This window comes from Pseudobacter sp., assembly GCF_051955275.1.
Taxonomy (GTDB): domain Bacteria; phylum Bacteroidota; class Bacteroidia; order Chitinophagales; family Chitinophagaceae; genus Pseudobacter.
On the sequence record NZ_JBQCGW010000051.1, the window covers coordinates 1 to 12,559 of the forward strand.

Consider the following 12,559-nt stretch of genomic DNA (forward strand, 5'->3'; position numbering starts at 1 on the left):
TCGCGGGGACGCGAGCGACTGGGCACCCTGTCTTTCAGCTCGTTTTTTCCGCAGCTTACAAAATACTTCAGCTCTCCTTGCAACATTTTACGAAACTTCTCGTACTTATTACGAAAACTATCGTATATTAACTTAAACATTCATCGCATGAAAGTATCACTCACCAGAAATTCAGCAATCCGCCTGGGGCTGGTTGCTGCGGTAACCGGACTTCTCTTCACCACTCCCCTTTCCGCACAGGAAAAATCAAAGGAAAAAGAAAAGAAATCTTACCAGAAGGATTTCGATAAGGAACTGGAGTCCCTCGAAAAGGCCCGCATCTCCATGGAAAACCATCGTGATTTCGATCTGAAGAAAATGGAAGCGGATATCAAACGCGCCATGGAAAAGATCGATATGCAGAAAGCCCAAATGATGGCTGATGAAGCCCTGAAGTCAGTAGACTTTGCACAGATCGAAAAGCAGGTTTCAGATGCCATGGTCAGAGTAGCAGAAGCACAGAAGGAAATTTCCACAGAAACTCAGGAAAATATCCGGAAGGCCCTGGAAAAAGCAAAACAGACTTTTGAAGAACAGAAACGCTTCAATCAAAAAGACATCGAGGAGCAACTGGAAAAAGCCCGGAAGCAGATAGAGCAGTCTAAAGACCAGATCAAGCTCAGCCAGCAGGATTTCCAACGTTCCTTCAAAGAAGCCGCCAAAAGCATCGAAGAAGCTAAGAAAGATGTGAAGAACTACCAGGAAATGATCTATGCCATGGAAGCCGAAGGCTTACTGGACACACAAAAAGATTATACCGTTGAATATAAAGAAAGCAAGCTCACCATCAACGGGAACGAGCAACCGGATTCAGTGACCGATAAGTATAAAAAATATTTCAGGAAAGATCCCATCACAATCAAAAAAGAAGATGGAAAAATGGACATCAGAAATAAGTACTAGTTTTTCTCACTTTTGCGTGTGCGGGACTGTTCTCAGTTCCGCTTTCTTTTTTCAGTTAGTCACATGAGCAGCTACTGCTCTAAAGAAAAAGCCGCCTTGTATTACAAAGCGGCTTTTTAATTTGGGATAACCCCGATGTGTATTAATCACCGTCCATCATCCTCATTAGCGGATGAAATACGTCACTTTCATCTTCATCGGCGGTCAGATCTAAATTCATTTTAAGGGAAACTCCTTCTTTGATAATCACACTCTCTTTGCGATAAGTCTTGTAGCCTTTCTTCTCTAACACAATCACCACTTCACCTGGTGGCATTTGTGGGATCCTGAACAATCCGGCCGCATCGGTTACAAATTCTTTTCTATCCTTTACATTATCTTGTCCCTTTGCTGCAGACGTAATGGATAACGTTACGCCCTGCACAGGCTTTTTAGTTGTTGCATCAGCCACCATACCATACAGTACTGGCTCTGTTTTTCCCGGCCCCTTATCCCCTTTGTTTTCATTGTTAGCTTTGGTAATGAGGGCTAACGGCAGCATGGCCGTTAAAAGGAGCATTGTTTTCCGAACTCTCATAATAGGCGTTTAAAAGGTTGGCAAAGTTTATACCTGCCGTCACACTGTCCATGCTGTATCATTATAAAAGACAATACAGCTATACCGAATGTTGCATTCAGCCATTGAAGTTACTCCAAATCCCGGGAAAGGGCCTATTCTATTTTTAAATTTTAAGGGTATTTTATCAACTTTTCCCAAGGTCTATCTCAGTGTTGTCGCCAATGTTTAAACTCCGGCTTTCACCCTTCACTTCCGTGTCGGAGCCTATCAGGCTCTCGCTCAATACGATATCATACAGGTCAGCAAATGAACCGATTATGGAATTCTTGATGATGGAGTAATTCACCGTTGTCTTTTCCCCGATGGCTACATTGGGGCCCACAATGGAATTGCGGATATCGCATCCTTTGGCGATGCTTACAGGAGGAACTATAATGGTATTCTCAAAGTTATGGTCCTGGGAGATCATACTTCCGAACTTCTTCAGCATGGTGGCATTGGATTCCAGCAAGGTCTCTTTCTTGCCGCAATCGAACCAGTTCTGCACCTTGAAGGCCTGGAACCTGGCCCCATGGCGGATCATACATTCCAGCGCATCGGTAATGCTGTATTCGCCCCGGCTCATCACCTGGTCCCGCACATTGCTTTCCAGGCACTGGAACAGGAAGCCTGCTTCCTTGATCCGGTAAATGCCCACCAGCGCCATATTGCTCTTGGGGATCTGCGGCTTTTCCACCACTTTGTTGATGAAGCCATCTTCGCCGATCTCGGCTACGCCGAACTCACGGGGATCGTCCACGCGCTTAACGCCCAGGGCGGAATGCGGCATGTCGAGCACTGCTTTCACATCATACTCGCAGATGGTATCGCCCAGCACGATGAAGATCTCATCATCACCCACAATTTCCTTGGTCAGCTGGATGGCATGGCCGATGCCATGGCGCTCCGTCTGGTGTACAAAATGCGCTTTCAGGTCCGGGTATGTTTCTTTCACATAATCCTGGATCTTTTGTCCGAGGTAGCCGATGATAAAAATATATTCATCGATACCTGCACTCTTCAGCTGATCTACAATGATGCTGAGGATGGTTTTGCCTGCAAGCGGAATAAGAGCCTTGGGTTGAGTATATGTATGTGGCCGTAGTTTGGTGCCTGCACCGGCTACGGGAATGATTGCCTTCATAATCAGATTTGTTTTCCTTCGTTATCGAAAAACAGGTAAAAGATGGTATTGTACCAAACCGTGAAAATAGTAAAAATTATGGGGCGTTCTTACTATTTTTGCGCCATGCAAAAAGACACGCTCGTTTTTGACCTCCTCCGTAAGGAGCTGGACCGCCAACGCCACGGCATTGAACTGATCGCTTCCGAAAATTTCACATCGCTGCAGGTAATACAGGCCATGGGCTCTGTTGCTACCAACAAGTATGCAGAGGGCTATCCCGGCAAACGCTATTATGGCGGATGTGAAGTCATTGATGAGATCGAAACCCTGGCCATCGAACGCCTCAAAAAAGTATTTAATGCCAGCTGGGCTAACGTGCAACCCCATAGCGGCGCACAGGCCAACTCAGCCGTGTTCCTCGCCTGCCTCAAACCGGGCGACAAGATCCTCGGTCTGGACCTCAGCATGGGCGGCCACCTTACCCACGGTAGCCCCGCAAACATCAGCGGCAAGTATTACCAGGCATTGCATTACGGTGTAAAAAAAGAAACCGGACTGGTTGATTATGATCAACTGGAGTCTGTTGCCCTGGCAGAAAAACCAAAGATGATCATCTGCGGAGCTTCTGCCTACAGCCGCGACTGGGATTATGCCCGCATCCGCGCTGTTGCCGATAAGATCGGTGCACTGGTAATGGCAGACATTGCACACCCTGCCGGCCTGATCGCCAAAGGACTGCTCAATGATCCTTTCGATCATTGCCATATCGTTACCTCTACCACACACAAAACACTTCGTGGACCACGCGGCGGTATCATCATGCTGCGTCACGATTTCGAGAACCCATGGGGCCTCAAAGATCCCAAGGGCAATACCCGCACCATGAGCCAGCTTCTCGATCTGGCCGTATTCCCCGGCGCGCAGGGCGGACCGCTGGAACATGTGATCGCTGCCAAGGCCATCGCATTCGGCGAGATCCTCACTGACGACTTCACCGCTTACGGAAGGAACGTGATCAACAATGCCCAGGCCATGGCCAAAGCACTGGTGAACCGCGGCTACAACCTCATCAGCAACGGTACAGACAACCACCTGATGCTGATCGATCTCCGTAACAAGAACCTCACCGGTAAGAAAGCACAGGAAACGCTGGACAAAGCTCATATCACCCTCAACAAGAACGCAGTACCTTTCGATGATAAGAGCCCGTTCGTAACCAGCGGTATCCGCATCGGTGTTCCTGCCGTTACTTCAAGAGGCATGAATGAAGCGCATATGGAGACCGTTGCCGGCTTCATCGACAAAGTACTCACCAACACCGATGACGAAGCAACCATCAGCAATGTAAAGAACGATGTGAATGCTTTCATGAAGCAGTTCGCACTCTATCCCGAACTCGGATAATCAATTCGTATCGATATTTCCCGGGGCTGACCTTACAAGGTTGGCCCTTTTACTTTTGCAGTGCCCAGTCGCTCGCGTCCCGCGAGTGACTTCTATTTCCCCGCCTCCGGCGAGCAACAGCCTGCCCTCCGCTGTCACTACCCCACCCCTGGTTATGCGATTTAGTGCATGATACCGGACAATTGTTTACTTTTGAGCCAGTCAAATTAACCATTATGATCCAACGCGTACAATCGGTATGGCTGATCCTTGCTGCTGCAGCGGCTTTCCTGACCCTGCAATTCAACTTTTATACAGGTAATATGCTCCCCGAAGGAGCCAACCTCAAACAATTCATAGCCATCAACGCCAAAAGCGATACCCTGCTGCTCATCTCTTCCGTAGCAACCGCTTTGCTGGCAGCCGTGGCCATCTTCCTGTATAAAGACAGGAAACTTCAATTGAAGCTTGTAGGCATCGCGCTGGTACTATCGTTGCTGAACATCCTCCTGTTCTTCCTGCAAACCAAAAAGTTCATTGCAGGCGAAGGCAATTATGGAATCGGCGCCATCATTCCATTGCTCGTTCCCATTTTCCTGATCCTGGCTATCCGCGGAATTTATAAGGATAACAAACTGGTGAAGAGCCTCGACAGACTGAGATAATCTTGTTTTTACAATACTGCAAAGCTGACCTCCCCAGGTCAGCTTTTCTATTTAGCACGAATACTTATACTACCGGTTCCCTGTTCATATCACTGTAAGGATAATGCCCCGCTTCCCGGAGTTTATTGAATAATGCCGCACTTCCGTTTGTTCTTGAGTAATCCATTTCTGATTTGAATATTTCAAGGCAAAGCAATAAATGGTGCTCACTTTCTCCTACCAGGAACTTATTGTCTGAAGGCTGGTATTGATCAAAGATCAGGCAAACGTTGCGTCCTTCATCGGAAGGCAGTTCACAGGTTTCTCCCGGATTCAGCACAGCATCCTTCGCATATTCAGCCATGATGGTAAAGATCTGGCAGAACCTGCGCTCTATTTCATTGAAGGCATCAGGTAACTGCTGATCCTGATTGAAAGAAAGACGGGTGAAAGCAAGCAGTTCGTATGTGCCCAAACAATTGGGCAGAGGACCAGCACCATCTTCACTCAGCAGTTCCATAGTGGCAAAGCCGGTACCTGAAATATGCTGGGCGAAGTAGTACATATCAACATTGCCACCAACACCAAATGGAACAACGGAATGCCCCACTAACCAATGCATCGGGCCTAATACTTTTTCAAGGCCTGTCTTTTTCAGATCATAGAATTTATCGAATCCGCTTTCTTCTTTCTGTGGCAGGTTGTCTGCTATTTTCATATGAAGGTTTTAAATTTCTTCCTGAAAATAGGTGCGATGCAATACCGGCACTATCGAATAAAGGCAAAAGGCCATATCTGTTGTTCCATCAAATGAAAACCGGGCCTGAACCAGCCAGGCTGGAAAAAAAATACAGCCCTTGAGGGGCTGTACAACTATTCTGATTTATGATATTAAATTCTTATTTACCAAACTCAAGTTCATACGCCGTGAATCGCCGTCCATCTCCCATGGGCGTAACAAACACTTTCACCCGGATGGTTTCACTGCCGTTGGTGTACACCAGGTTATCGGCTCCCTTGAAATTGTATTTCTCGGTACACTTGAAATTATGGGAAAGAAGATAAACGGAAATATCCTTGTATTCTTCTTTATCATATGTACGATAGGTAAGTAAACGGCTGGAATATTTCTCCGTGTTCACATCCATGTATTGAACGGAACGGATAACGGTAGGCTTTCCGTCTTTATCATCTTCCTTGTGATCTATATGGGAATACTGATAAAGCGCGCTGGCGGAATCAATGTCTTTCTGCATGAGCAGGTACCCCTTCTTCTTTAGAATGGTATCTACCCTGAAATGCTCCAGGTTCAGGAGCTTTTGTAATTCAGGAACAGCTATTTGCTGCGCGAAGGATTGCTGCGCGGCTAAGGCCAGGAAAACAAGAAGTAGCGCTCTGAACATGGAAAGTTTATTGTAGCTGCAAAGAAAAGGGATGCAGGGCGGTCAGAAAAGTTAAAAAGAAGATTGAGCTTCAGGTAGGCACCGCATGTGCGAAAGAGGCACAGGGTGTGCCCAATCGCTCGCCTCCGGCGAGTGACATATATGCTTGTCGCCTCTGGCAACAAAGTCAGGTGTAACACTCCGTTGGTTCGCCGGGAGGCGAACTACATAGCAGTCACTCGCCGGAGGCGAGCGACTGGGCACTGCGTAATTTACAGGAACCTGCCCGTATAACTTTCCTTCACTTTTTTAAGCCCGGAAGGCACACCGGCGTACACGATCGTTCCACCGCCATCCCCTGCCTCGGGTCCCAGGTCGATCACCCAATCCGCACTCTTGATCACATCAGTATTGTGCTCAATCACAAGAATACTGTGTCCCTGCTCGATCAACGCATTGAATGAAGCCAGGAGCTTCCGGATATCATGGAAGTGCAAACCGGTGGTAGGCTCATCAAAGATGAAGAGGATCTGACCCTGGCCTTTGCCTTTACCCAGGAAGGATGCCAGCTTCACACGCTGCGCTTCGCCACCGGATAAGGTATCGGATGATTGTCCCAGTTTCACATACCCAAGTCCTACATCTGACAACGGACGGATCCTGTTCACGATATCCTTCTCTGCTTCAAAGAAAGTCAGCGCTTCATCAACACTCAGTTCAAGAATATCGTAAATGCTCTTGCCTTTATATTGTACTTCCAGTACTTCTTCTTTGAACTTCTTTCCTCCGCACACTTCACAGGTGAGGTGCACATCGGCGAGGAACTGCATTTCCACGATCTGTTCGCCTTCACCTTTACAGGTATCACATCTTCCGCCATCCACGTTGAACGAAAAATGTTTCGGCATGAAACCACGCGTTTTGCTCAGCGGCTGCTTCGCATAGAGATCACGGATCTCATCATATGCTTTGATATAAGTTACCGGGTTGGAACGGGAAGATTTACCGATCGGGTTCTGGTCCACCATCTCGATCTGCGCGATCATATCAACATCTCCGGAGATGCCTTTATGCAGGCCAACCTTATCGGCAAACTCTCCTTTGATCTTCTGCAGAGCAGGATAAAGGATCTGTTTCACCAGGGTGGTCTTGCCACTTCCACTCACACCACTCACCACCGTGAATGTATTCAGCGGGAATTCAGCACTCACATTCTGCAGGTTATTCTGACGCGCGCCTTCCACCTTGATGGACCTTGTCCATTTACGGACCGTCTTCGGCGCATCGATGCTCATTTCTCCTTTGAGATATTTTCCGGTAAGACTATTCTCATTTGCAACGATCTCATCATAGTTTCCGGCAGCCACCACTTCACCACCAAGGTGTGAAGCCAGTGGTCCCATATCGATGATATGATCTGCTTCACGCATCATCAGTTCATCGTGCTCCACTACTACAACGGTATTACCGAGATCGCGGAGTTCTTTCAACACACTGATCAGTCTTTCTGTATCGCGCGAATGCAGCCCGATGCTGGGTTCATCCAATATGTATAAAGAATTGGTGAGGTTACTGCCTAATGAGCGGGTAAGCTGAATACGCTGACTTTCGCCACCACTCAATGAGTTGGCCAGACGGTTCAGCGTGAGATAACCAAGCCCCACATCCATCAATGTCTTCAGGCGGTGATTGATCTCTATGAGGATCCGTTTCGCCACCTGCTGATCGTATTCGCTCAGTGTCAGATCTGCGAACCAGGTTTGCAGATCGCGTACCGGCATTTCGCAGAGCTCCCCGATATGCATGCCGCCTACTTTTACGTAGAGTGCTTCTTTGCGCAGGCGGTAGCCATGGCAATCAGGACAGGTTGTTCTGCCACGATACCTGCTCAGCAGAACGCGGTATTGTACTTTATATAGATTGGCCTCCACTTCACGGAAGAAATCATCAATGCCATTGGCAAATGAATTTCCTTTCCAGAGTGTCTGGTATTGTTCTTTGGTAAGATCGATGATGGGTTTGTGAATGGGGAAGTCAAAGCGTTTGGCGGCTTTGATGAATGCTTCTTTCCACTGGCCGAGCTTTTCTCCTTTCCAGGGAGCCACGGCCCCTTCGTATACACTCAGGCGTTTGTTGGGGATCACCAGGTCTTCATCGATACCCAGTACCTGGCTGAAACCTTCGCAGGTGGGGCAGGCGCCGAAGGGATTGTTGAACGAGAAGAGATTCGGCACAGGCTCTTCGAACACGATGCCATCCAGTTCAAATTTATTGGAAAATGTTCTCTTTGCAGAACCATTCACTTCAATCAGCATGCTGCCTTCGCCTTCATAAAAGGCGGTACCGATGGAATCCCCCATGCGGTGCATATCATCTTCATCAAAATCCTTCACCACTAAACGATCCACCAGCACATAACATTCTTTGGCGGGCTTCCAGCTTTTTTCTTCCAGCAGGTCTTCAATGGAATGGATACTTCCATCGTAGATCCGGGTGAAGCCTTTCTGTAAAAGGATACCCAGTTCCTCCTGCGGCTTGCGGTTCTTATGTTGTTTGAAAGGAATCAAGATAAGTACTTTGTCGCCGGTCTTCAGCGCCTTGATGGCATTGATCACATCGCCGATATCATCCTTCTTCACTGTATGTCCGGATACCGGGGAAATGGTTTTACCGGTACGGGCAAAGAGCAGGCGGAGATAATCATAGATCTCCGTCATGCTGCCCACCGTAGAGCGTGGTGTACGGGTGATCACTTTCTGCTCGATGGCGATAGCGGGACAAAGGCCTTTGATGAAATCCACATCGGGTTTTACCATACGCGCCATGAACTGGCGGGCGTAGGCGCTGAGGCTCTCTGCGTAACGGCGTTGCCCTTCTGCAAAAAGCGTATCGATGGTAAGGGATGATTTGCCGGAGCCCGACACACCCGTCACCACGATAAATTTATTGCGCGGGATACTCACTGAAACATCTTTCAGGTTGTGAACGCGGGCGCCTTTGATGTAAATGCTGTCGTGAATATTGGGAGAATCAGCCGTTTTAGTGGCGGCTTTCTTCTTTTTGGTAGATACTGTCATATTAATATGGAGCACAAAATTATTGCAATCGGAATAATATTGTGTACTACATATTTAAAGAAGGAAAGTTTAACGCAATCACCCCTTCTTTTGACATAAATCAAATCATTTGACCTATGATAAATAAGTAATATTCAATAGTATGTGGAATGTTTAAAAAAAGGGTTAAAGTTTGCTTATTTCAAAAAAGTCTATATCTTTAATTAGTAAAACATGCGATAATCTCTTCACCAAATTATGTAGCCTATTGATTTAGTTACTTCTACACTGAAAAGCCGACCACCAATAAAATCCATCAATAATATATCCTAAACCTTCAAAACCCGTAGAAGTTTATGAATTTACTACGCAAAGAAACCGATCATGAACTCATCCAGGACTTCCAGGATGGGGATCTCCGCGCCCTTGAAGCATTAGTACTCCGTCACAAAGACAAAATGTACACTTCCATCCTGTTCCTCGTAAAAGACAAATACCTCGCTGAGGATATCTTCCAGGATGTGCTTATCAAAATCATCGACACGATCCGTAGCGGCCGTTACACTGAGGAAGGAAAGTTCCTGCCCTGGGCAATGCGCATTGCACACAACCTGTGTGTGGACCATTTCAGAAAAGTCAAGAGAACACCTGCTATCAAAACAAGTGATGACCGCGACATTTTTGAAGTGATCAACTTTACGGAAGACGGTGCTGACCAGAAGATGATGAAGCGTCAGAGCCATGACCGTGTTCGTCAGATGCTGGATCTGTTACCAGACGATCAACGCGAAGTAATTATTCTCCGTCATTATGCAGACATGAGTTTCAAGGAAATCGCTTCTCTCACCAATTGCAGTATCAATACGGCTTTGGGAAGAATGCGTTATGGCCTGATCAATCTGCGCAAAATGATGATGCAGAAAAAAATCGCCTTATAAGCACATTGTTCTTCAAAGAATTTGAACATTTTCATTGACATCTTGTTTAACTAAACACCGAAGAGAAGATCAGTAAGTACGAATGCTGAACTTCAGAGCAGAACGATGAAAACAATTTGACTCAACCAGTACCATTTCTGAAAAGATTAACGGTAGCCGTAAATAAGGGAACGGACACACTACTTAAATTTGAAAAGAAATAAACTGGAAAATATTGTCATTCTGGTCCTCCATCAGACTCTTTTTTTGATTTGCTTGCTGGTCAGAAGGCTGGAACAGAATGACGCCTAATTGAGGAGCCCCGCTTGAGTAAAGCGGGGTTCTTTGTTTTTACACTCAGCGTGTATGCCCCGGAAAAAGCAAGGTATGCCCAGTCGCTCGCGTCCCTGCGAGTGACTTCTATTTGCTTGCCTCTGGCGGGTTCAGCGTTCGCCGGAGGCGAACAAATATTCCTCACTCGCCAGAGGCGAGCGAGTGCTCCCCGGGTAAATGAAAAAGGGCTGACCAACGGCCAGCCCTGATATAATAAGTGTTTCTTAACTACGGATGCTTCGCTTTGTATGCTTCTTTCACTTCATCCAGGATCTTCACAAAACGCTTGATATCAGAATTGTAACCACCCGCATCCTTCAGGATCTTTCCGTCATGGTCAACAAACACATACAGTGGCTGCGCACTGTTCCCAGTGAGCGTTACTTCAAAATCAAGGTTCTTGTCTCCGATGGTTTTGATCTTCTGCCCGTCTTTCGACACATACTGCTCATCTGCAGGCAGCTTATACTTATCATCTACATACAGGGAGATCACTACAAAGTCTTTCTGCAGACGTTTGGTCACTTCAGCATCGGTCAGCACTTCCTGCTCCATCTTACGGCAGTTAGCGCAGCTATGCCCGGTAAAGTCTATCAACACAGGCCTGTTGAGCTTCTTAGCAGCGGCAATCCCTTCTTCATAATCGAAGAATGCGTGAACGCCGGGGATCTCGGATTCCAGGAACTCGGTATATTTCACAGGTTTCACTTCCATTTCATCTGCCGGGCCTGAAGAAATGGGGGCAGTCTGCACTTTATTGAGGTTGAAATCCTGTGTTTTCATTTCAGGCAACCAGGCGCTGATACCTTTCAACGGAGCGCCCCAGAGGCCGGGAATAAGGAATACAGTAAAGGTGAGCGCACCAACTGCAAAGAAGAGGCGCGTTACCGTTAAATAAGGCTTGCCATAATCATTCTTAGGCAGGTCATCATCATGATGGAAGCGCAGTTTACCCAGGAGGTAAAGTCCGAGCAGACCAAAGATCACGATCCAGAGAGAAAGATATACTTCACGGTCCAGGATACCCCAGTGGTACGCCAGGTCAGCGCTGCTCAGGAACTTCAGGGCGAGGGCAAGCTCGATAAAGCCCAGCGCAACTTTCACGGTATTGAGCCAGCCTCCGGATTTTGCCATTTTGTTCAGCAGGGCCGGGAAGAAGGCAAAGAGTGCGAACGGCAGTGACAAAGCCAGGGAGAATCCAAGGAAGCCTACCAGCGGAGCGATCATCCCTCCTTTGGCGGTCCAAACGGTCAGCAGACCGATGAACGGAACTGTACAGGAGAAGGAAACGATCACCAGCGTGAGCGCCATGAAGAAGATCCCTGAGAAAGAACCGAAATTGGCCTTGCTGTCCATCTTATTGCTCCATGATGCCGGCAGTGTGATCTCGAACGCCCCCAGGAAGGAGATACCGAATATCACGAACATGGCAAACACGAATATATTGAAGACAGCGCTGCTTGCCATAGCATTCAATGCACCCGGTCCGAAGATCAGGGTGATCAGGAAACCGGCGGCCGTGAAAATGCCAATGATAGATAACGAATAGTATAATGCATTCTTGATTCCCGCTTTGCGGCTGGTGCTGCGCTTGGTGAAGAAGCTCACCGTTACAGGAACCATCGCATAAATACATGGCATAATGAATGCTCCGAAACCAGCAAGAAGTCCTCCCAGGAAGAATGACCAGAGAGAGTTTTTCGACTGATCTTCGCCTCCTGCTGTACTGCCTTCAGCTGTTTTGTCATCGCTTGCTGCTGCAGTATTCTCAGTAGCTGCTACAGGTACGGTGATGGTGAATTCCTCATCTTTGGCTTTTACCTCCTTCCCGTCTTTCATTATGAAGCTAACCTTACCGGAGAAAGATTTCTTCTCCCCCGCAGGCAGGTCCACTTTTTGTTGCCATACCAGTGAATCGGTTGCAAACTTTACTTCAAGACCATCCAGATCGGCGTCTTTTTCAGTCTTCACATTTCCTTTTTCAACCAGGGCATCCTTGAGGGATTTCTTAGCTTCTGCGTCAAATTCAACAGTAGTTGACAGCGCATCTTCAGAGGTCTTGTTTATTGAGTAGATTTTCTTTCCTTCACCAACCAATGCAGCTTTGATGGAAAGAAGCACTTCCTTGTCATTCAGTCTTTCAAATGAATAGGAGAACTTAATTTGGGTGGAGTCCTG

General features: G+C 47.2%; 10 protein-coding genes. 4 read left to right on the forward strand and 6 right to left on the reverse strand.

The window, feature by feature from the left end:
* The first annotated feature begins 147 nt into the window (after positions 1–147).
* The gene (locus ACTHMC_RS05175) at positions 148–942 is read left to right on the forward strand and encodes a hypothetical protein (protein WP_440411446.1); all 795 of its coding nucleotides are present in this window, start codon (positions 148–150) and stop codon (positions 940–942) included.
* A 142-nt stretch (positions 943–1,084) separates the two neighbouring features.
* Here ACTHMC_RS05175 and ACTHMC_RS05180 read toward each other — a convergent pair whose 3' ends face one another.
* A complete protein-coding gene (locus ACTHMC_RS05180; protein ID WP_440411448.1) occupies positions 1,085–1,519 on the reverse strand; it encodes a carboxypeptidase-like regulatory domain-containing protein in 435 nt (144 codons plus the stop codon).
* Positions 1,520–1,685: 166 nt separating this feature from the next.
* A complete protein-coding gene (locus ACTHMC_RS05185; protein WP_440411450.1) occupies positions 1,686–2,684 on the reverse strand; it encodes a sugar phosphate nucleotidyltransferase in 999 nt (332 codons plus the stop codon).
* A 105-nt stretch (positions 2,685–2,789) separates the two neighbouring features.
* Between ACTHMC_RS05185 and glyA the strand changes: the two genes are divergently transcribed.
* Both glyA and ACTHMC_RS05195 read left to right on the forward strand, forming a co-directional pair.
* Entirely contained in the window at positions 2,790–4,070 is a 1,281-nt protein-coding gene (gene glyA / locus ACTHMC_RS05190) for a serine hydroxymethyltransferase (RefSeq protein ID WP_440411452.1), read from the forward strand.
* Between the two features lie 215 nt (positions 4,071–4,285).
* A complete protein-coding gene (locus ACTHMC_RS05195) occupies positions 4,286–4,714 on the forward strand; it encodes a DUF4293 family protein (protein ID WP_440411454.1) in 429 nt (142 codons plus the stop codon).
* Between the two features lie 64 nt (positions 4,715–4,778).
* On the opposite strand, the gene ACTHMC_RS05200 is transcribed toward ACTHMC_RS05195, so the two are convergent.
* From ACTHMC_RS05200 to uvrA, 3 genes are all read right to left on the reverse strand, one after another.
* On the reverse strand, positions 4,779–5,411 hold the full coding sequence (locus ACTHMC_RS05200) for a hypothetical protein (protein WP_440411456.1): 633 nt from the start codon (positions 5,409–5,411) through the stop codon (positions 4,779–4,781).
* 181 nt (positions 5,412–5,592) lie between these two features.
* Positions 5,593–6,096: a hypothetical protein gene (locus ACTHMC_RS05205; RefSeq protein ID WP_440411458.1), complete on the reverse strand. Its 504-nt coding sequence runs from the start codon at positions 6,094–6,096 to the stop codon at positions 5,593–5,595.
* Between the two features lie 251 nt (positions 6,097–6,347).
* Positions 6,348–9,152, reverse strand: coding sequence for an excinuclease ABC subunit UvrA (gene uvrA / locus ACTHMC_RS05210; RefSeq protein ID WP_440411460.1), 2,805 nt, complete (start codon positions 9,150–9,152; stop codon positions 6,348–6,350).
* A gap of 335 nt (positions 9,153–9,487) precedes the next feature.
* Here uvrA and ACTHMC_RS05215 point away from each other — a divergent pair, with 335 nt between their 5' ends.
* Positions 9,488–10,069, forward strand: a complete 582-nt coding sequence (locus tag ACTHMC_RS05215) for a sigma-70 family RNA polymerase sigma factor (RefSeq protein ID WP_440411462.1) — start codon at positions 9,488–9,490, stop codon at positions 10,067–10,069.
* 540 nt (positions 10,070–10,609) lie between these two features.
* Here ACTHMC_RS05215 and ACTHMC_RS05220 read toward each other — a convergent pair.
* On the reverse strand, positions 10,610–12,559 hold a 1,950-nt coding region (locus ACTHMC_RS05220; RefSeq protein WP_440411464.1), incomplete at its 5' end, for a protein-disulfide reductase DsbD family protein.

Excerpts from the sequence above, each read along its gene's own strand:
- ACTHMC_RS05215 (WP_440411462.1), top strand. The coding sequence starts at position 9,488 with ATGAATTTACTACGCAAAGAAACCGATCATGAACTCATCCAGGACTTC.
- glyA (WP_440411452.1), top strand. The coding sequence starts at position 2,790 with ATGCAAAAAGACACGCTCGTTTTTGACCTCCTCCGTAAGGAGCTGGAC.
- ACTHMC_RS05200 (WP_440411456.1), bottom strand. The coding sequence starts at position 5,411 with ATGAAAATAGCAGACAACCTGCCACAGAAAGAAGAAAGCGGATTCGAT.
- ACTHMC_RS05205 (WP_440411458.1), bottom strand. The coding sequence starts at position 6,096 with ATGTTCAGAGCGCTACTTCTTGTTTTCCTGGCCTTAGCCGCGCAGCAA.
- ACTHMC_RS05185 (WP_440411450.1), bottom strand. The coding sequence starts at position 2,684 with ATGAAGGCAATCATTCCCGTAGCCGGTGCAGGCACCAAACTACGGCCA.
- ACTHMC_RS05180 (WP_440411448.1), bottom strand. The coding sequence starts at position 1,519 with ATGAGAGTTCGGAAAACAATGCTCCTTTTAACGGCCATGCTGCCGTTA.
- uvrA (WP_440411460.1), bottom strand. The coding sequence starts at position 9,152 with ATGACAGTATCTACCAAAAAGAAGAAAGCCGCCACTAAAACGGCTGAT.
- ACTHMC_RS05175 (WP_440411446.1), top strand. The coding sequence starts at position 148 with ATGAAAGTATCACTCACCAGAAATTCAGCAATCCGCCTGGGGCTGGTT.
- ACTHMC_RS05195 (WP_440411454.1), top strand. The coding sequence starts at position 4,286 with ATGATCCAACGCGTACAATCGGTATGGCTGATCCTTGCTGCTGCAGCG.